We start from the raw sequence: 20,314 nt of genomic DNA on the forward strand, positions 1-20,314 counted from the left end.
AGGAGAAGTCTCGTGACTGAGAAACGCTTCGACAACTACATAGGCGGGGAGTGGGTGGCCGGCAGCGGCTACTCGCGCAACATCAACCCCTCCGACCTTGCCGACTGCCTGGGCGAGTACGCCAAGGCCGATGCCGCCCAGGTGGCCCAGGCCATCGAGGCGGCCCGCGTTGCCTTCCCGTCCTGGTCGGTATCCGGCATCCAGGCTCGTTCCGATGCACTCGACAAGGTGGGCAGCGAGATCCTCGCCCGCCGCGAGGAGCTGGGCACCCTGCTGGCGCGGGAAGAGGGCAAGACCCTGCCCGAGGCCATCGGCGAGGTGACTCGCGCCGGCAATATCTTCAAGTTCTTCGCGGGTGAATGCCTGCGCCTGGCCGGTGAAATCGTCCCGTCGGTACGCCCTGGCGTGGCAGTGGAAGTTACCCGCGAACCGCTGGGGGTGATCGGCCTGATCACCCCCTGGAACTTCCCCATCGCCATCCCGGCCTGGAAGATCGCGCCTGCGCTGGCCTACGGGAACTGCGTGGTGTTCAAACCGGCTGACCTGGTGCCGGGCAGTGCCTGGGCCCTGGCCAAGATCATTTCCCGCGCGGGCTTCCCCGCCGGCGTGTTCAACCTGGTGATGGGCAGCGGTCGCGTGGTCGGCGAAGCCATGGTCAACGACAAGCGCGTCGATGGCATCAGCTTCACCGGCTCGGTAGGTGTCGGTCGCAGCATCGCCGCTGCCTGCGTTGCACGTGGTGCCAAGGTGCAGCTGGAGATGGGCGGCAAGAACCCGCAGGTGATCCTCGACGACGCCGATCTCAAACTCGCCGTCGAACTCGCCGTGCAGAGCGCTTTCTACTCCACTGGCCAGCGCTGCACCGCCAGCAGCCGCCTGATTGTCACCGCCGGCATCCACGACCGCTTCGTCGAGGCGATGGCCGAACGCATGCGTGCCATCCGGGTCGGCCATGCCCTGCACAGTGGCATCGATGTCGGTCCGGTTGCGTCCCAGGCGCAGCTGGAACAAGACCTGAGCTACATCGACATCGGCCGCGCCGAAGGTGCCCGCTTGGTGGCTGGTGGCGAGCGGGTGCGCTGCGAGACCGAGGGCTACTTCATGGCTCCGGCGCTGTTCGCCGACAGTGAGGCGGGCATGCGCATCAGCCGCGAGGAAATCTTTGGCCCGGTGGCCAACGTGATCCGCGTGGCCAGTTATGAAGAGGCGCTGGCGCTGGCCAACGACACCGAGTTCGGCCTGTCTGCCGGTATCGCCACTACTTCGCTCAAGTACGCCAATCACTTCAAGCGCCACGCCCAGGCCGGGATGGTCATGGTCAACCTGCCCACTGCCGGGGTGGATTACCACGTGCCATTCGGTGGCCGCAAAGGTTCGTCCTACGGCCCGCGCGAGCAGGGCCGCTACGCCCAGGAGTTCTACACCACGGTGAAAACCAGCTACATCGGAGGCTGATCAACGCATCAGGCACCCGCGGGGGCATGGCTTGCCCCCGTGCTCCATCAGGGACTACCGGTACAACAACAAGCACAGGTAGGAAATGCTCGTGAAGATCAAACGAGTCAGAGTCACCCCCATCGCCTTCCGCGATGCGCCGCTGCTCAATGCCAGCGGCATCCACGAACCCTTCGCGCTGCGCTCGATCATCGAAGTGGAGAGCGACAACGGCTACATCGGCCTCGGCGAGAGCTATGGCGACGCGCCGGTCCTGGCGGTACTGCAGGCCATGCAGGACAGCCTGGCCGGGGTGGACGCCTTCGACCTCAACGGTCTGCGTGCTCGCGTCATTCAGACGGTGGCCCGCCTCGGTCCGGCCGAAGCCGGCGCCGAACTGGCGCCCGGCTCCCACCCCAGCAAGCAGGTGGCCAACGCCTATTCAGCCTTCGAGGTCGCCTTCCTCGATCTGCAGGCGCGCTCGCTGAACATGCCCCTGGTAGATCTGCTGGGGGGCGCCATTCGCACTGAAGTGCCCTTCAGCGCATACCTCTTCTTCAAGTACGCAAAGCACATCGACGCCCCCTATGCGCCGGATTCCTGGGGCGAAGCCCTCAGCGAGGAGCAGATCGTCGCCCAGGCCGCTCGGATGATCGAGGCCCACGGCTTCCAGAGCATCAAACTGAAGGCCGGTGCCTTGCAGCCCGAGCACGAAGTGGCGTGCATCAAGGCACTGAAGAAGGCCTTCCCCGACCACCCGCTGCGCATCGATCCCAACGGCAACTGGTCGCTGGAAACGGCGCTGCGCATGGCCGAGCTGCTGGGCGATGACCTGCAGTACTACGAAGACCCGACCCCCGGCCTCGATGGCATGGCCGAGCTGCACGAACGGACCGGCATGCAACTAGCCACCAACATGGTGGTCACCGACTTCGAGGAGTTCCGTCGCAGCGTCGCCTTGAACAGCGTGCAGATCGTTCTGGCCGACCACCACTACTGGGGTGGCCTGCGCGATACCCAGGTGCTGGCGCGGATGTGCGACACCTTTGGTCTCGGCATGTCGATGCATTCCAACTCGCACCTGGGCATCAGCCTGATGGCCATGACCCACGTCGCGGCGTCCGTCCCCAACCTCACCTATGCCTGTGATACGCACTACCCGTGGCAGGAGGAGGACGAGGAGGTCATCAAGGGCGGCAAGCTGCCGATCCAGGACGGTTGCGTACGCATCACCCGTGCGCCGGGCCTGGGCGTGGAACTGGATCAGGATCAGCTGGCCAAGCTCCACGAACAGTACCTTTCCATCGATATACGAAGTCGCGACGACGCGCGGCAGATGCGCAAATACGACCCGGCTTGGAAAATACGCAAGCCGAGGTTCTGACCCCGTCCGCTGCCTGCGGAATGCAATACGACACCGCGCGGTCATCCCGCGTGGGCTCTTCGACAAGAACAATTCAGAGAGAAGAACCATGGGCGAAGTACTGAAACAAACCCGTGTGCGTTACCTGATCCTGCTCATGCTGTTCCTGGTGACCACGATCAACTACGCCGACCGCGCCACCATCTCCATCGCCGGCTCCACCATGCAGAAGGAGCTCGGCATCGACGCCGTCATGCTCGGCTATATCTTCTCCGCCTTCGGCTGGGCCTACGTGCTCGGCCAGATTCCGGGCGGCTGGCTGCTCGACCGCTTCGGCTCCAAGCGCGTCTACGCCGTGAGCATCTTCACCTGGTCGCTGTTCACCCTGATGCAGGGCTTCGTGGATACCCTGCCGGTGGCCTGGACCGTCGTCACGCTGTTCTTGTTGCGCTTCCTGGTGGGCTTTGCCGAAGCGCCGTCCTTCCCCGGTAACGCACGCATCGTCGCGGCCTGGTTCCCCACGGCCGAGCGCGGCACGGCGTCCGCCGTGTTCAACTCCGCCCAGTACTTCGCCACCGTGCTCTTCGCCCCGCTGATGGGCTGGATCGTCCACAGCTTTGGCTGGGAACACGTGTTCATCGTCATGGGCGTGATCGGCATCCTGTTCTCCGCGGTCTGGCTGAAGTTCATCTTCAACCCGAAAGATCACCCGCTGGCCAACAAGGCCGAAATCGACCACATCGCCGCCAACGGCGCGCTCGTCGACATGGACCAGAACCGCAAGCTGCCTGGCAATGGGCCGAAGTGGGAGCACATCAAGCAACTGGTGGGCAGCCGCATGATGGCCGGCATCTACCTGGGCCAGTTCTGCATCAACGCCATCACCTACTTCTTCCTCACCTGGTTCCCGGTGTACCTGGTGCAGGAGCGCGGCATGACCATCCTCAAGGCCGGCATCATCGCCTCCTTGCCGGCCATCTGCGGCTTCATCGGTGGTGTACTGGGTGGCGTGCTGTCCGACTGGATGCTGCGCCGCGGCCATTCCCTGAGCGTGGCGCGCAAGACCCCGATCGTCTGCGGCATGCTGCTGTCGATGAGCATGATCCTCTGCAACTACGTGGACGCCGACTGGATGGTGGTGGGCTTCATGGCCCTGGCCTTCTTCGGCAAAGGTATCGGTGCTCTCGGCTGGGCGGTGATGTCGGACACGTCGCCCAAGCAGATCGCCGGCCTGTCAGGTGGCATCTTCAACACCTGCGGCAACCTGTCTTCGATCACCACCCCCATCGTCATCGGCTACATCATCGCCGCCACCGGTTCCTTCAAGTGGGCCCTGGTGTTCGTTGGCGTAAACGCCTTCATGGCCGCGTTCAGCTACCTGTTCATCGTCGGCGAGATCAAGCGCGTAGAGCTCAAGGGTGCAAAGACTGACGCTGAGGTTCCGGCAGCCGCTAGCGAAGCGCCTGCCGCGAGTCCAGCCCGTTAATTCGCAGAAGGACAAGGCAATGACTCAACAGAATCTTCATCAGGGCGCACCGCGTATCACCGAACTGCAAGTGGTGCCGGTGGCCGGCCAGGACAGCATGCTGCTCAACCTCAGCGGCGCCCACGGTCCGTACTTCACCCGCAACGTGGTGATCCTCAAGGACAACGCCGGTCACGTCGGCGTTGGCGAGGTACCTGGCGGCGAAGCCATCCGCCAGACGCTGGAGGATGCCCGTGCCTTGCTGGTAGGGCAGTCCATCGGCAACTACCAGAGCCTGCTCAACCAGGTGCGGCAGGCGTTTGCCGACCGCGATTCCGGCGGTCGCGGCCTGCAGACTTTTGACCTGCGTATCGCCATCCACGCGGTCACCGCGCTTGAGTCCGCACTGCTCGACCTGCTCGGCCAGCACCTGGAGGTGCCGGTGGCGGCCCTGCTCGGTGAAGGCCAGCAGCGCGACGAGGTGGAGATGCTCGGCTACCTGTTCTACGTCGGCGACCGCAACAAGACCGAGCTCGATTATCGCAGCGAAGCCGACGCCGACGACGCCTGGTTCCGCCTGCGCAACGAAGAGGCGCTGACTCCGGAAACGGTCGTGCGTCTGGCCGAGGCGGCCCATGCCCGCTACGGCTTCAATGACTTCAAACTCAAGGGCGGCGTCCTGCGCGGCGAAGAGGAAATCGAAGCGGTCACCGCACTGGCCGAACGCTTCCCCGAGGCACGCATCACCCTCGATCCGAACGGTGCCTGGTCGCTCAAGCAGGCAGTTGCCCTGTGCCGCGATCAGCACCATGTGTTGGCGTACGCCGAGGACCCTTGCGGCGCCGAGAACGGGTACTCCGGTCGCGAGGTGATGGCCGAGTTCCGTCGTGCCACCGGCCTGCCGACCGCCACTAACATGATCGCCACCGACTGGCGCCAGATGGGCCACGCCATCTCACTGCAGTCTGTGGATATCCCCTTGGCCGATCCGCACTTCTGGACGATGCAGGGCTCGGTACGGGTGGCGCAGATGTGTAACGACTGGGGCCTGATCTGGGGCTCTCACTCCAATAACCATTTCGATATCTCTCTGGCGATGTTCACCCACGTCGCCGCGGCGGCGCCGGGCAAGATCACCGCCATCGACACCCATTGGATCTGGCAGGACGGCCAGCGCCTGACCAAGGAGCCGCTGCGTATCAAGGGCGGCAAGGTGGCGGTGCCGCAGAAACCGGGTCTGGGTGTCGAACTGGATATGGACGAACTGGCCAAGGCCAATGCTCTGTACAAGTCCAAGGGCCTGGGCGCTCGAGACGACGCCATCGCCATGCAGTACCTGGTGCCGAACTGGACCTTCAACAACAAGCGCCCCTGCCTGGTGCGCTGAGGCAACCAGCGGCACCTGGTTCCTGTGGGAGTGATTTCAATCGCGGATGAATTTGCTCCCACAGGGCCATACCAAGCCTGATACAGAGAACAACAACGGAGTCAGCCATGCAGTTGATCCAACACCAGGACTCTCCCCGCCATGTGCGCCTGCACCCCGACGACAACGTCGCCATCGTTATCAACGAGCAGGGCGTGGCGGAGGGCGGTCAGTTCCCCGACGGCCTGGTCACCCGTGAAGCCATTCCCCAGAGCCACAAGGTCACGTTGGTGGACATCCCTGCCGGCGGTGCCGTGCTGCGCTACGGCACCGTGATCGGCCATGCCTTGAAGCCCATTCCGCGTGGCAGCTGGGTGCGCGAGGAACTGCTGAGCATTCCCGAAGCCCCGGGTCTGGACAACCTGCCCATGGCCACCGCCGTGCCGCCGACGATGGCGCCGCTGGACGGCTACACCTTCGAAGGGTTCCGCAATCCGGACGGCAGAGTCGGTACCCGCAATATCCTCGGCGTGACCACCACTGTGCAGTGCGTCACTGGCGTGCTGGATCACTGCGTCGACCGTGTGCGCAAGGAAGTCCTGCCGAAGTACCCCAATGTCGATGATGTGGTCGCCCTGACCCACAGTTACGGCTGCGGCGTGGCGATCAACGCGCCGGACGCGGTGATCCCGATTCGCACCCTGCACAACATTGCGCGCAATCCCAACCTCGGTGGCCAGGCGCTGGTGATCGGCCTGGGCTGCGAGAAGCTGCAGGCCGAACAACTGATGCCGGGCGACGAGCTCACCGCCGGGCAGGACGAGGAAGCCTGGCTGTTCCGCCTGCAGGATTCCGCCACTGGCTTTGCCGGAATGGTCGAGCAGATCATGGGCATGATCGAGGACCGGCTGAAAGTCCTCGACCTGCGCCGCCGGGAAACCTGCCCGGCGTCCGAGCTGGTGCTGGGCATGCAGTGCGGTGGCAGCGATGCCTTCTCCGGCGTTACCGCCAACCCGGCTCTGGGCGTGGCCGCCGACCTGCTGGTGCGTGCCGGGGCTACTGTGATGTTTTCGGAGAACACCGAAGTGCGGGATGGCATCCACCTGCTCACCCCGCGTGCGGCAACTCCCGAAGTGGCCCAGGCGCTGGTGCGCGAAATGGAGTGGTACGACCGCTATCTGGCCCGTGGCATGGCTGATCGCAGCGCCAACACAACGCCGGGCAACAAGAAAGGCGGCCTGAACAACATCGTCGAGAAAGCCATGGGCTCCATCGCCAAATCCGGCAACAGCGCCATCGCTGGCGTCGTCGCTCCGGGCGAGCGCGTGCGCGGCAAGGGCCTGCAGTATTGCGCGACGCCGGCCAGCGACTTCGTCTGCGGCACCCTGCAACTGGCTGCGGGCATGAACCTGCACGTGTTCACCACCGGCCGCGGCACGCCCTATGGCCTGTCCATGGTGCCGGTGATCAAGGTCTCCACCCGTACCCAACTGGCCGAGCGCTGGCCCGATCTGATTGATGTCGATGCAGGTCGCATCACCTCCGGACGCGTCACCCTGGAAGAGATGGGCTGGGAACTGTTCCGCTACTACCTCGACGTGGCCAGCGGCAAGGAACGCACCTGGGCGGAGAAGCATCGGCTGCACAACGATCTGACCCTGTTCAATCCAGCTCCTGTAACGTGAGCGTCCGCCCTCAGCCAGTCTCGCCTTGTTCTTCTCTAGCTTGCGAGACCGTGGACAGGCGCTGTTTGTTTGGAATGAGAGACCCAGAATGGAACCCAAGATCCTCCACGTCGGCCCGCTGACCGAGCGCTTCAACCAACGCCTGGTCAGCGAACAGCGGGTCACGCAGCTCTGGCAGCAAGGTGACGCGCTGGCCTTTCTCGAGGGACACGGCGCCGAGTTCGACATCGTGGTCACCTCGGCCCGCTTCGGTTGCTCGGTCGCCATGCTCGAGCGCCTGCCCAATGTGCGCGCCATCTGCAGCTTCGGCGTCGGCTACGACGCCATTGCCGTCGACGTGGCGCGCCAGCGTGGCATCCAGGTCAGTTCCACGCCGGATGTGCTCAACGACTGCGTCGCCGATCTGGCCATGGGGCTGCTCATCGACTGCTCGCGGCGCATCAGCGCGTCGGATCGCTTCGTTCGCGCCGGAAGCTGGCCGGCCGGTAATTTCCCATTGGCACGCAAGGTCAGCGGCAAGCGCCTCGGTATTGTCGGTCTTGGCCGCATCGGCAAGGACGTCGCGCGTCGCGCCGGCGGTTTCGACATGCAGGTGCGCTACCACAATCGCCGCTTGGACGCAGACAGCCCCTTCGGTTTCGAGCCGGACCTGCTGGCGCTGGCCCGCTGGGCAGATTTCCTGGTGCTGACCTGTCCCGGCGGCGCGGCAACCCATCACCTGATCTCGGCGCAGGTGCTCGAAGCCCTGGGGCCGGAAGGCATCCTGGTCAACGTAGCCCGTGGCTCAGTGGTGGATGAACAGGCACTGGTAGTCGCCTTGAGCGAAGGGCGCCTGGGCGGTGCGGGGTTGGATGTTTTCGAAGCCGAGCCGCGTGTTCCCGAAGTCCTGTTCGGCTTGGACAACGTGGTGCTGGCGCCGCACATCGGAAGCGGCACTGAAGAAACCCGTTTGCAGATGGAAGAACTGGTGTTCGCCAACCTGCAGTCGTTCCTCGACAAGGGCGAGATGCTGACCCCCGTGGTCTGACACGCCCCACCCTATAGCGGCGGCCGCATCGGGCGGCCCCACTATGCGGCCCCCCGCCACAAGCCGGGCGCCGTTTCCTCCCGCGAAATTGAGCTGCAGATTCGCAGTGCCGGCGCGCCACGAGTGCGCCGTTTTTTTTGTGGAGTGAGACCCAGCAAGGCCCACCATCCCTCACCCCAACCCTCTCCCTTCGGTAGAGGGTTGGGGTGAGGGAAGCTGGCTGGCGCTGCTGGTCAGGCTTGCCGCAATCAGAACTGATAGCTCAGGGTTGCCGTGACGTTGCGTTTCTCGCCGAAGTAGCAGAAGTCGAGGCTGTAGCAGGACGCCACATAATCCTCGTCCAGCAGGTTGTTGGCGTTCAGGCTGAGGTCCAGGCCCTGCATGCCCAGCTTGCCGAGGTCGTAGCCGATAAGGGCGTCGACCAGGGTGTAGGAGGGCACGTGCAGGGTGTTTTCCTTGTCCGCCCAGGTCTTGCCGACGTAGCGCACGCCGAGGCCGGTGCGCAGGCCGTCGAGAGCGCCAGCGTTGAAGTTGTAGTCACCCCAGATGGACGCCATGTGCTTGGGCGCCTGGTTTGGGGTATTGCCCTGGTTGCCGTCGAGCGATTTGGCGTAGGTGATGTCGGTGTAGGTGTAGCTGGCCAGGACCTTGAAGTTGTCGGTGACCTGGGTGTGAGCCTCCAGTTCGATACCCTTGGAGCGCACCTTGCCTACCGACGTATAGAAGTTGTCCTGCGGCAGCTTGGAGGCGACGTTCTCCTGGGTGATATGGAACACCGAGGCGGTGTACATGCTGTTGCTGCCTTCGGGCTGGAACTTCAGCCCGGCTTCCCACTGCTTGCCTTCGGTGGGTTCCAGAGCCTTGCCGGATGCATCGGAGTAAGCGTTCGGGTTGAACGACTCGGAGTAGCTGATGTAGGGCGCGATGCCGTTCTCGAAGAGATAGAGCACGCCGGCGCGGCCGGTGAACTTGCTCCATTGCTCGTCGCTCTTGGTTTGCGCGGTGCGGTTCTCGTCGGAGACGTCTACCCAGTCCTGGCGCATGCCGAGGGAGAAGCGCCACTGGTCGACGTCTATCAGGTCCTGAAGGTACAGGCCGGTCTGCTCCAGACGGCGGGTGTGGTTGTCTTCGGAGAGGAAACTCAGGCTCTCGTTGCCATATACCGGGTCGAAGGCATTGAGCGGCGTGGAAACGCCAGAGGTCCAGTCCACACGGGTCTTGCGGCGCTGGTAGTCGAGGCCGGTGAGCAAGGTGTGGCGGGTGCTGCCCCAGTCGAATTCGGCCTGCACCATGTTATCGATGATGTAGGCACCCAGCGCTTCGCTGGCACCGGAGAAGTAGCGGTTCAGTTCGTTGCTGTCGGGGGCGGTCCACTGATAGCCATAGACCTGCGACAGGTCAACGTCCGAACTCAGGTAACGGAAGTTCTGCCGGGCGCTCCAGACGTCGTTGAAGCGGTGCTCCAGCTGGTAGCCGAACATGCGCTGGGTGCGGTCGAAGTCGTCCAGTCCAGGTTCACCGTCGAAGAACTCGCGGCTGATACGCCGGCCGTTGTGCTGGAACAGGCTGCCGTCGGCCGGTACACCGCTGTGGTAGCCGCCATTGGGGTCATGCTGCAGGTAGCCCTGCAGGGTCAGGGTGGTGTCTTCGCTGAAGTCGATGGCCAGGGTCGGAGCGATCGCGTAGCGCTCGTCCTTGGTGTGGTCGAACTGGGTGTCGCCACCCTTGCCCAGGCCCACCAGGCGGTAGGCGATGCGCTTCTCCTCATCCAGCGGGCCGCTGAAGTCGAAGCCCACGCCCTTCTGGTTCATGTTGCCCACGGTGGCCTGCACCTGGTGGTAGTCCTCGTACAGCGGCTTCTTGCTGGTCAGTGCCACCAGACCGCCCGGCAGGCTGCGGCCATAGAGCACCGAGGAAGGGCCCTTGAGCACGTCGATGCGCTCGAGGAAATACGGGTCCACCTGCATCGAGCTGAAGGTGCCGCTGTCGCCCATGGTTTTCAGGCCGTCGAGGTAGACGTTGTCGACGCTGTTGTCGGCGAAGCCGCGCATGACGATGTAGTCGTAGCGGTTCGAAGCACCCACCTGGCCGGTGAAGATGCCGGGCGTGTAGCGCATGGATTGCTGGACGGTCCTGGATCCCTGGTCGTCGATCTGCTCGCGAGTGATCACCGACACGGTCTGCGACGTTTCCATCAACGACTTGCTGGTCTTGGTGGCGATCTGGCTGTGGGTGGCCAGGTAGCCGTCCTCGCTGCCCAGTGCGTTGCCCAGGGCGAATACCTGGGTGCTGGGCACTTCCAGCGCGCTGCCGGCCGGTATCTCACGCAGCACGAAGCTACCGCCGCCAAGGTTTTCGGCTTGCAGCGAGGTCCCTTCGAGCAGCCGCGCCAGACCGGCTTGCACCGACCAGGAGCCATCCAGACCGCTGGTGCTCAGGCCGCGGGTCTGCTCCGGAGTGGCAGAGAGGTTGATGCCCGCCTCGCGAGCGAAGCGGTTCAGCGCTTCATCGAGGGCCCCGGCGGGAATGGCGTAGCTGCGGCTGGCCACTGCGGCAGCCTCGTCGGCAATGGCTGAGCAGGGCAGCAACGGTGCGGCAAGGGCGGCGGACAGTAGGGCGCCACGAATGGAAAGGGCAAGGCGGGAAGCGCGGGGTGGGGTCATGAAAACATCCGTGGGGATCGGCAAAGGTTAATGGGATTCATTCCCTTTGCCGGCGCAGGCGGGAAAACCCGCCAGAAAAAATGAAGATTGTTCGGGAGACCAGGGGCGCGGCAGTACTTGCAGGGGCGATTTCAATCGCCAAGGGCGGCGCAGCTGCCCCATGGGAGCGGCCTGTTTCGCGAATCAATTTGCTCCTACAAGAGCCTGGGTCGTGCGCCTGTGGGAGCGATCTCAATCGCGAACATTCGGGATTAAACCCTCTCCTCCACCGTCACCCACCAGCGGGTGCGGTAGTGCAGTTCCACGGGCAGGGTGCGCGGCAGCAGCGCCAACAGCTTGTCGGTGTCGTCCAGGCGGAACACGCCGGACAGGCGCAGGTTGGCAATAGCCTCGGCGCAGGCCAGGCGACCGTGACGATAGCGCCCCACCTCCGCGAGAAAATCCGCCAGGCGCATGTCACGGGTGACGATCAGGCCTTCGACCCAGGCACCCGCTTCCATGTTCGGGCGCTGCACCTGTCGGATGATTTCGTGGGTGACGTCGAAACTCTGGCCTGCTTCGATGACCTGTTTCGACAGGCCGCTGGACGGGGCCAGCGTCACGCTGCCCTGCAATACGCTGAGTCGCGATGCCGCCTTGCCCTGCCGCAGCACGAAACGCGCGGCCTGGGCTTCCACCTGGGCGTGGGCGGTGCGTACTCGCATCGGTGTGGGCTGGATGGCGCTGCTGACGAGGATCTCGCCACGGCGCAACTCGATCAGCCGTTGCCGGGAGTCGAAGCGGATATCCACAGCCGAATCGGTGTTCAGTTGCAGCTGACTGCCGTCGGCCAGCGCCAGGCCTCGACGCTCGCCTGTGGCGGTGGCGAGGTCGGCGGTCAATCGCTCCCAGGGGGTGATGTCGCGGGTCAGCCAGAAGGCCGCGCCCCCGACGGCAGCGCCGGAGAGCAGCTCGAGTGCCTGGCGTCGACGCAGTCCAGCGCGGGCGTTGTCCAGCACCAGGCCGGCTCCGGGCATGGCCAGCCCGAGTTCACGGTCGAGTTGCTGCACCCGTTGCCAGGCCAGTTCGTGCTCGACCTCCTGCCCGCGCCAGTGCTCGCAAGCCTTTTGCAGGTCGACATCGCCGCTGCCGCGCAGACGCATCATCCAGTGGATGGCCTGACGCACGACCTGCTCGCTCGGGGCGGCGACCTGGCTCTGGGCGCTCATTATTCGAACCTCAGCAGGTAGCAGTGGTACAGGGCGTCCGCCACGTAGCGCTCCACGGAGCGCAGGGAAATGCCCATCTGCGCGGCGACTTCCTTGTGGGGCAGGCCTTCGCACTGTGCCAGCAGGAAGGCGGTGCGCGCCTTCGGCTTGAGACGGTCGAGCATCCGCGCGATGCGCTCCAGCAGTTCGAGGATCAGTTCGCGCTCCTCGGGGGAGGGCGCCTCGGCCTCAGGCAGCTGTGCCAGGGCTTCCAGGTAGGCGCGTTCCAACTCCTCGCGGCGCCAGTGGTCGATCACCAGCCCCCGCGCCACGGTGCGCAGGAATGCGCGGGGGGTACGCAGTTCGAGGTGCTCGCCCTTACCCAGTAGGCGCAGGAACGTGTCCTGGGCCAGGTCCGCGGCATCGGCGGCATTGCCCAGCTTGCTGCGCAGCCAGTTCTTCAGCCAGCCGTGATGCTCGCTGTACAGCGCCTGGAGGGTGACATGGGGAGAGGACATTGAGGCCACCGCGACATGCGATACAAATGAAAATTAATCGCATTTTCATTGTGCGCCTGGGCTTTTGCAACAGCGACCTTAGGTCTTGCCTGATACGCACGCTCCGCTAGCGATACCAGCGCGGCGTGTACACCCAATCCTCGCCATTGCCCTTTGGCACCCGGCGGGTCAACGACGAGCCGATGATCACCAGGGTGCGCATGTCCACCTGCTCCGGCGTCAGCTCGCCGAGGCTGGTGAGGATGAGTTTCTCCGCCGGGCGGCCGATGTCGCGGCCCAGCACCACCACCGTTTCCGGGCGACGGTGGCGGGCGACGATTTCCAGGGCGCGGCCCAGTTGCCATGGGCGGGCGCGGGAAATGGGGTTGTAGAAGGCCATGGCCAGGTCGGCAGCCGCGGCGTGGTCGAGGCGGTCCTCGATCACTTCCCAGGGCTTGAGGTTGTCTGACAGAGAAATCAGGCAGAAGTCATGACCCAGGGGCGCGCCGGCCTTGGCGGCAGTGGCCAGCGCCGCGGAAACGCCAGGGAACACCTGCAACTCGACCTGCAACCAGCGTGGATCGCGGGATTCATCCAGGGCCTCCAGCACGGCGGCGGCCATGGCGAATACGCCCGGGTCGCCGGACGACACCACCACCACGCGGCGACCGTTTGCCGCGAGCTCGAAGGCATGGCGGGCGCGCTGGAGCTCTTCGCGATTGTCGGTGCAGTGCGCCACCTGGTCGGGGCGCAGTGGGCCGGCCATGCGGATATAGGTTTCGTAACCGAGCAGGTCCTCGGCCTCGTCCAGTGCCTGGCGTACCGCCGGCACCATGAACTCGGCGGCGCCGGGACCGAGGCCTACCACCGTGAGGCGGCCACGGGGCTGGCCGAGCAGCGCCGAGTCCACCGGCTCGGTCGCGAGGTAGAGGCGAATGCCATGCGCTTGCTGGTGCAGGGGCGGCAGGGCGGTTTCATCGGTGATGAAGCGCAGGGGGACATCGAGTGCGGCGGCAGTCGTGGCCAGGTCGGCATCCACCATCCGTGAATGGTCCGCCACCAGGCACGCCAGGGACCGCTCTGCCAAACCGGCATCGGTGAGCACCAGACGAACAGCCTCCGCGTCTGCCGCGCCGTCGATGCGGGCGATAGCCACGCGGGGGTGGATCAGCAGTTCATGACGTTCGGCTGCGCGCGCGTTGGCGGTGATGTGGATGACCCGTTGTGCTTCATCCGCCAGTGGCAGGTGAGCCTCTTCCAGCCAAGGTGCTGCACCCTGCACGCGCACGGATTCACCACCCAGAAGGTCGGACACGAAGCGCTTGCCCTGTTCGATGTCAGCCAGCACATAACCCTTTGGCGGATCCAGCAGGCAGGTACCGAAGCGCAGTTCGCCGCTGGTGGTGATGGCCGGCGCCACCTCCAGGATCGTGGCGATTTCCCGCGCCATGCGATTCACGCCGCCGATGCCGCCAAGCAGGGGCACCACGGCGCTTCCGTCCTCGGCCACCGCCAGCACCGGCGGTTCGGCGCCTTTATTCGCCAGTAGCGGAGCCAGGGTGCGAATGACGATGCCGGCGGCGCACAGGGCGATGATCGGCGTGTCGGTGCGGTAGAGCTCGCGCAGGGTTTCGCCGAACTCGGCGTAGCTGTCGTCGGCACCTTCGACGCGCCCGGACAGGCCGAGGATGCGTGCCTGTGGATAAAGCGCCTGGATGCGCTTGGCGATGGGCACGCCGCCGTTGCCGAGGAGGACGATGGCCGGAGGGTTATGCATGGCAGAGTTCCACAGGTAGGGTGCGCCGTGCGCACCGGAAGTCGTTGGCGCGCTTGGCGCACCCTACGGGCACGGACATCCCGAACGGCATCAGCCTCTCCACTTCTGGCCGGGGATGACGATCATCGAGAAGTAGGGCGAGGCCATGGGGTCCACCTCATCCAGCGGCACGATGCGCTGGTTGGTCATGGTCGCGCGCTCGACGTAATGGGCACGGCTGGCGATGCCGAGGTCCTGCAGAACCCGGCGCACCTTGTCGAAGTTGCGCCCGAGCTTCATCACCACGGCCGCTTCTGCGTCCGCCAGGCGCGCCTTGAGTTCTTCCTCCGGCAGCACGCCGGAGAGCACTGAAAGACTCTGGTTGCGGTACACCAGCGGCACGCCGAGCACCGCCGCGCTGCCCAGCATGGAGCAGACGCCGGGCACCACTTCCACGTCGTAACGCGCGGCCAGGCGGTCGTGCAGGTACATGTAGGAACCGTAGAAGAAGGGATCGCCCTCGCAGATCACGGCAACGTCACGGCCGGCTTCCAGATGCTGGGCGACCTGTTCGGCGGCGGTATCGTAGAAGTCGCTGATCACCGTCTCGTAGGACAGCGGCGGCTCCAGCTTTTCGGTGGTCACGGGGTACACCAGCGGCATGCGCTGCTGGGCGTCGGTGAGGTGCTGTTCGATGATGCCGAACGCGTTGCCGCCCTGACCCTGGCTGGCCTTCGCCTTGGCCACGAAGTAGCCCACTACAGGTGCCGATTGCAGCAGGCGCAGTGCCTTGAGTGTGATCAGTTCCGGGTCGCCGGGGCCCACGCCGAGGCCGATCAGCCGTCCTTTGCCGTTCATCATTCCACCTCCGTGGCCAGTGCGTTGACCGCTGCTGCGGCCATGGCGCTGCCGCCGCGACGGCCCCGCACGATCACATAGGGCACGCCGCGGCTGTCGGCGGCGAGCATGTCCTTGGATTCCGCCGCGCCGACGAAGCCCACCGGGAAGCCAAGGATCAGCGCCGGTTTCGGTGCGCCGGCATCGAGCATTTCCAGCAGGTAAAAGAGCGCGGTGGGAGCATTGCCGATCACCACCACGCTGCCTTCAAGGTGTTCGCGCCAGTGCTCCAGCGCCACCGCCGAGCGGGTGTTGCCCAACTCGCGGGCCAGCTCCGGAACGCCGGGATCATTGAGGGTGCAGATGACTTTGTTGTCTGCCGGCAGGCGTGCGCGGGTAATGCCCTCGGCCACCATGCGTGCATCACAGAGAATCGGTGCGCCGGTGGCCAGGGCGGTGCGGCCGGCGGCACCGGCGCCGGGTGAGAAGCGCAGGTCTTCCACCACATCGACCATGCCGCAGGCGTGGATCACTCGCACTGCGAGTTTTTCCAGGTCCGCGGGAATGCCGGCCAGTTTGGCCTCGGCGCGAATGATGGAAAAGGAGTTGCGATAGATCTCCTGACCATCGCGGATGTACTCGATCATTGGGTGGAACTCCAGGTGTCAGGAGGGGAGGCCAGGCGTTCGCCGGCTTCCTTGAGGCTGATGTCGCGCGCTAGCAATCGGCCAAAGCCGACGCCGCCGCGCTGGTATAGGTCATATTGGCCGGGGCCCGTGGCCAGAAGGGTAAAGGGCGCCACATGGGCCGAGGCGCAGGAGCGCGGGCAGCCGCTGAGGTGAACCACCGCGCCTGGCGGCAGCAGCGCCGCCAGAGCCAGGGCATCGGACTTGGTATCCGCCAGCCCCCTGGCGCAGCCAGCCGAACCGGTACAGGCAACCAGTCGCGCCAACGGGGCGTTCGCATTGGTTGCCAGACCGAGGTCATGCATTGCTTGCTGGACCGCTTCGGGATCACGGGCATTGGGCAGCAGCACCGATTGCCAGGGCGTCAGACGCAGGTTGCCGTCGCCCAGGCTGTCGGCGAGATCGGCCAGTGCCTTGAGTTGCGTGGCATCCAGCCGGCCGAGGGCGGGCGCGCCACCGACATGGCGGCCATCGTGAATGCCGAGATGGGCAAAGGGTTGCGGGGCGGGTCTGTGCCAGTCGCCGACGGGCAGCAGCGGGACGTCCAGCCGCTGTTGCAGACGCAGCAGCAGGTCGCCCTCCGGGTGTTCCGCGAGCAGGTGGCGCATGCGCGTCTGCTCGGGCGTCGCCAGTTCGAGGAACAGGTCCAGCAGGGCCTCTACCAGTGCGGGTACCTGGGCGCGCGGTACGGCGGCCAGGGCAGGGACGTCACCCGTCGATTGCGGTGGGCAGCCCGCCAGGCCGAAGGCGAACTGCGCATGGTCGCCGGTGCCCATGGCCGAGACCCAGAGATCGTGGGGGTGTTCCAGCATTGCCATCGACTCGCCGCCGTCCAACAGCAGGGCGAACTTTGGCGACAAGGCGTGGAAGTGCGCCTTGTCCTGCAGCAGCGCAAGAATCCGCGCGGCCAGGGGCGAGATATCCACAAGGGCGGACGGGTCGAGTCCGGCGAGCGGACTGACCATCAGGTTGCGTACATCGTCGGCGCCGGGGGAGTCCGCACCCAGGCGCGCGGCGAGCAAGGCGTCGATCAACGCCTGTTCGGCGTCGGCCTTCACGCCACGAATCTGCAGGTTGGAGCGATTGGTGGCTTCGATCACGCCGCTGGCATGCTGGCTTGCGGCTGCCGCAATGGCGCGGGCCTGATGCGAGTCCAGGCGACCGCAGGGCAGTTTGATCCGGCAGATGCCGCCGTCCTTCGCCTGGACGATACGCAGCAGCCCCGGGCATGCCGAGGGACGGACGGATGGCGCTGTGGGCTGGGCGTGTTTCACTCAGGTCACCATGGTTGGCGTCGCGGCGACCCGGTTCCCTGATACAGGGACAACGTTGCATCGATACACCCCGCTCGATGCGTACACACGCGACTGGTTCCATCGGCAGGTCTCCTGGCTGGCAGGTCGTCGTCCCGTGCGGCCTTCCCGGAGTATTTCCAGTGACCAGAATGCATGGACTCGCTGCTTACAGTTGCGGGGGCAGCCACGGTTTATCCGTGTTCCCTTTAAGCCGGAGCGATTGTGTGCCGCGCCGGCAACCGATGAAGGGCGCTATTATGCCCGCTTTGCCCGGACCTATGAAAAGGCTGCCTGTCGGGAGCCGAATGGTCGTGCTTTTCTGGAATCGAGGACAGCGAATGCAGCCCTGGCTGACAGTGGTGGGAATAGGTGAAGACGGCTATGCGGGTCTGGGCAAGGCCGCGCGCCGTGCCTTGCTGGCTGCCGTCGAAGTGGTCGGAAGCCCGCGCCAGCTCGACCTGCTGCCGCATTGCATCCGGGCCCGCCGCAACCCCTGGCCAAGCCCCTTCTCGCTGGCCCCGGTGCTGGAAAAACGTGGCACACCAGTCTGCGTGCTGGCCAGCGGCGACCCCATGCTGTTCGGCGTCGGCGCCAGTCTGGCGCGGCAGGTTGCGGTGGCCGAGATGCAGGTGATTCCCGCGCCCTCGTCCTACTCGCTGGCGGCCGCCCGCCTGGGTTGGCCATTGCAGGACGTGACCCTGCTCTCCGTCGTCGCTCGTCCCCTGGCGACGCTCAATGCCCATCTGCACGACGGTGCCCGCCTGCTGGTGCTGAGCAACGATGGTTGCAGTCCGGCGTCCATTGCCGGCCTGCTGGCCGAGGCGGGTTATGGCCCCAGCCGCCTTGTCGTGCTGGAGCATCTTGGCGGTGAGCGTGAGCGTCGTATCGATGGCATCGCCCGCGACTGGTCCCTCGACGAGGTTGCCGCACTCAATTTGGTCGCCATTGAAATCCAGTCCGGCGAAGGCGCGCGCTCACTGCCATCGACCACCGGTCTGCCGGACGACGCCTATCGCCACGACGGGCAGCTCACCAAACGTGACGTCCGTGCCATTACCCTGGCGCGTCTGGCGCCGCGTCCCGGCGAACTGCTCTGGGATGTCGGTGCCGGATGCGGCTCCATCGGTATCGAGTGGATGCGCGCGCATCCGAGCTGCCGGGCCATTGCCATCGAAGCCAACGAAGGCCGCCAGGCGCACATCCGCCATAACCGCGATGCGCTTGGCGTACCTGCATTGCAGCTGGTCGCGGGCCAGGCCCCGCTAGCGCTGGAGGGGCTGCCAGAGCCGGATGCCATTTTCATCGGCGGTGGCGTCACCGAACCGGGCGTTCTGGATCGCTGCTGGAACCAGCTCAAACCGGGCGGCCGCCTGGTTGCCAATGCCGTGACGCTGCAGAGCGAAGCGATGCTGGTGGCCTTCCGTGAAAGCCATGGTGGCGAGCTCACCCGTATCGCCGTCGCCCAGGCCCAACCATTGGGCGGCTTCGATACCTGGCGCTCGGCCCTGCCGATCACGCTGCTGGACGTGGTGAAGCCTTGACTCCGACCAGTGTGGAACAACGATGAAACGCATCCTGCTGCTGGGCGGCATCACCGAAGCGCTGGCGCTGTCGCGGCGTCTCGGTCCCGATCATGTCTACAGCCTCGCTGGCCTCGGCAAGGTGCCGGACGACCTTGCCTGCCAGGTTCGTGTCGGCGGTTTTGGCGGAGCGGAAGGGATGGCCCGTTTCATCGAGGAAGAAGGCATCAGCCTGCTGGTCGATGCGACTCATCCCTATGCCGCTCAGATCAGCCACAACGCCGCGGCAGCTGCCGAGCTGGCCGGCATTGCCTGTTGGGCGCTGCGGCGCTCCGGCTGGCAGGCAGGCCCTGAAGATGACTGGCGTGATGTGGCCGACTGGGCCGAACTGATTGCCGTCCTGAAGGATTTTCGCCGCCCCTTCTTCACCCTCGGCCGCGAGCCGTTGGAGCATCTGCATGAGATTCCAGCGCAGCAGCACTGGACGGTGCGCTGCCTGCAAGGCCAGCCTGCCGGCCCGCGCTATGAGGTGATCGGTGCGCGTGGTCCGTTCAACCTCGACGGTGAGCGCGAGTTGTTCGCCCGATTGGCAAGCGATGTGCTGATCAGCAAGAACAGTGGCAGCCAGTCCACCGAACCCAAGCTGCAGGTGGCGCGCGAGCTCGGGTTGCCGGTACTGATCCTCAAGCGCCCGGAGCTTCCCGCCGTGGCCCGAGAATTTGATTCCGTCGAGGGTCTCTGGCAGTCCCTCGCTACCTACCTGGAAACACCATGACCGCAACACCCTACGCCCGCGTGCTGTTCGCCGGGCCGGACCTCTCTGAAGGCGCCTTCGCCGAACTTTTCCGCCGCCAACTCGGCGCCCTGCATGGCGACGAGGCCCTGGCCGATATCGTCGATACGAGCTCCGGCTACGAGCCACTGTGGCAGCGCGTTGAAGAAAGCCCGCGCCCGCTGCTGGTGATCGATCTCGAACCGCAATCCTCCGCCCAACACCTGGACTGGTTGCGCAGTGAGCTGGCTGTTTTGGAGGCTCCTGAACACGTCTTCGTCGCCAGCCTGCTCGGCCAGTTCGACAGCGACCCGGCCGGCGCTGCCTGTGCGCTGGTCGAGCGCCACGAACTGCACCTGGACTGCGTGAACGTACCCGCGCTGCCAGAGCAACACGCCTGGTCCTGCATCCCACCCCATGCTCGCCGCCTCCTGCTGTGCAACGGCCCGCGCTGCACCCGCCGCGGTGCCCTGCCGCTGTGGAAGAAACTGCGGGAAACCCTCAAGGCCGCCGGCAAACTGGAGTGCGACGGCGGTGTACACATTACCCGCACCCAATGCCAGTTCCCGTGCGACCTCGGCCCGACCGCCAGCCTTTACCCGGAAGGGGAGTGGTACCGGATTCGCGATGAGGAAGAGGTGCTGCGCTGGGTGCAGGAAAGGATTGTGGAAGGGCGGTCGGTGCCGGACATGTTGATGAAGGTCTGATCGGTACCTGGAGCCGCACACCAAGGCACCCTCACCCCAACCCTCTCCCGGAGG

At 65.3% G+C, this 20,314-nt stretch carries 16 protein-coding genes and 1 riboswitch; of the genes, 9 read left to right on the top strand and 7 right to left on the bottom strand.

Annotated features, from left to right (window positions below; translation table 11 throughout):
- Window positions 1-12 precede the first annotated feature (12 nt).
- From SA496_RS00740 to SA496_RS00765, 6 genes are all read left to right on the top strand, one after another.
- The gene (locus SA496_RS00740; RefSeq protein WP_330114865.1) at window positions 13-1,455 is read left to right on the top strand and encodes an aldehyde dehydrogenase family protein; all 1,443 of its coding nucleotides are present in this window, start codon (window positions 13-15) and stop codon (window positions 1,453-1,455) included.
- Between the two features lie 91 nt (window positions 1,456-1,546).
- The gene (locus tag SA496_RS00745) at window positions 1,547-2,818 is read left to right on the top strand and encodes a glucarate dehydratase family protein (protein WP_330114866.1); all 1,272 of its coding nucleotides are present in this window, start codon (window positions 1,547-1,549) and stop codon (window positions 2,816-2,818) included.
- Between the two features lie 88 nt (window positions 2,819-2,906).
- A complete protein-coding gene (locus SA496_RS00750) occupies window positions 2,907-4,283 on the top strand; it encodes an MFS transporter (protein ID WP_120653269.1) in 1,377 nt (458 codons plus the stop codon).
- A gap of 19 nt (window positions 4,284-4,302) precedes the next feature.
- A complete protein-coding gene (gene gudD / locus SA496_RS00755; protein WP_330114867.1) occupies window positions 4,303-5,649 on the top strand; it encodes a glucarate dehydratase in 1,347 nt (448 codons plus the stop codon).
- Window positions 5,650-5,756: 107 nt separating this feature from the next.
- Window positions 5,757-7,313, top strand: coding sequence for a galactarate dehydratase (gene garD / locus SA496_RS00760; protein ID WP_330114868.1), 1,557 nt, complete (start codon window positions 5,757-5,759; stop codon window positions 7,311-7,313).
- An 88-nt stretch (window positions 7,314-7,401) separates the two neighbouring features.
- Window positions 7,402-8,340, top strand: a complete 939-nt coding sequence (locus SA496_RS00765; protein ID WP_330114869.1) for a 2-hydroxyacid dehydrogenase — start codon at window positions 7,402-7,404, stop codon at window positions 8,338-8,340.
- A gap of 248 nt (window positions 8,341-8,588) precedes the next feature.
- Here SA496_RS00765 and SA496_RS00770 read toward each other — a convergent pair whose 3' ends face one another.
- From SA496_RS00770 to cobG, 7 genes are all read right to left on the bottom strand, one after another.
- Window positions 8,589-11,003: a TonB-dependent siderophore receptor gene (locus tag SA496_RS00770; RefSeq protein WP_330114870.1), complete on the bottom strand. Its 2,415-nt coding sequence runs from the start codon at window positions 11,001-11,003 to the stop codon at window positions 8,589-8,591.
- Between the two features lie 251 nt (window positions 11,004-11,254).
- Window positions 11,255-12,211, bottom strand: a complete 957-nt coding sequence (locus tag SA496_RS00775; RefSeq protein ID WP_330114871.1) for a FecR family protein — start codon at window positions 12,209-12,211, stop codon at window positions 11,255-11,257.
- Complete coding sequence (locus SA496_RS00780; protein WP_120653263.1) at window positions 12,211-12,708, bottom strand: sigma-70 family RNA polymerase sigma factor; 498 nt, start codon at window positions 12,706-12,708, stop codon at window positions 12,211-12,213. Before SA496_RS00780 ends, SA496_RS00775 begins: the two co-directional genes overlap by 1 nt.
- A gap of 106 nt (window positions 12,709-12,814) precedes the next feature.
- The gene (gene cobJ, locus SA496_RS00785; protein WP_120653262.1) at window positions 12,815-14,464 is read right to left on the bottom strand and encodes a precorrin-3B C(17)-methyltransferase; all 1,650 of its coding nucleotides are present in this window, start codon (window positions 14,462-14,464) and stop codon (window positions 12,815-12,817) included.
- 90 nt (window positions 14,465-14,554) lie between these two features.
- A complete protein-coding gene (locus SA496_RS00790) occupies window positions 14,555-15,304 on the bottom strand; it encodes a precorrin-2 C(20)-methyltransferase (protein ID WP_120653261.1) in 750 nt (249 codons plus the stop codon).
- Window positions 15,301-15,927, bottom strand: a complete 627-nt coding sequence (locus SA496_RS00795) for a precorrin-8X methylmutase (RefSeq protein WP_120653260.1) — start codon at window positions 15,925-15,927, stop codon at window positions 15,301-15,303. The genes SA496_RS00790 and SA496_RS00795 overlap by 4 nt, the downstream gene beginning before the upstream one ends.
- Window positions 15,924-17,240, bottom strand: a complete 1,317-nt coding sequence (gene cobG / locus SA496_RS00800) for a precorrin-3B synthase (protein ID WP_280357760.1) — start codon at window positions 17,238-17,240, stop codon at window positions 15,924-15,926. Before cobG ends, SA496_RS00795 begins: the two co-directional genes overlap by 4 nt.
- Window positions 17,241-17,327: 87 nt before the next feature.
- Window positions 17,328-17,520, bottom strand: a riboswitch (cobalamin riboswitch).
- Window positions 17,521-17,599: 79 nt separating this feature from the next.
- On the opposite strand from cobG, the gene cbiE reads away from it, so the two are divergent.
- From cbiE to SA496_RS00815, 3 genes are read left to right on the top strand one after another with little or no spacing between them, the layout of a single operon-like run.
- Window positions 17,600-18,802, top strand: a complete 1,203-nt coding sequence (gene cbiE / locus SA496_RS00805) for a precorrin-6y C5,15-methyltransferase (decarboxylating) subunit CbiE (RefSeq protein ID WP_120653258.1) — start codon at window positions 17,600-17,602, stop codon at window positions 18,800-18,802.
- Window positions 18,803-18,824: 22 nt separating this feature from the next.
- On the top strand, window positions 18,825-19,556 hold the full coding sequence (locus SA496_RS00810; RefSeq protein ID WP_120653257.1) for a cobalt-precorrin-6A reductase: 732 nt from the start codon (window positions 18,825-18,827) through the stop codon (window positions 19,554-19,556).
- A complete protein-coding gene (locus tag SA496_RS00815; RefSeq protein WP_330114872.1) occupies window positions 19,553-20,260 on the top strand; it encodes a (2Fe-2S) ferredoxin domain-containing protein in 708 nt (235 codons plus the stop codon). Before SA496_RS00810 ends, SA496_RS00815 begins: the two co-directional genes overlap by 4 nt.
- The last annotated feature ends 54 nt before the right edge of the window (window positions 20,261-20,314 follow it).

The sequence above is a fragment of the Pseudomonas sp. JS3066 genome (assembly GCF_036328175.1).
Taxonomy (GTDB): domain Bacteria; phylum Pseudomonadota; class Gammaproteobacteria; order Pseudomonadales; family Pseudomonadaceae; genus Metapseudomonas.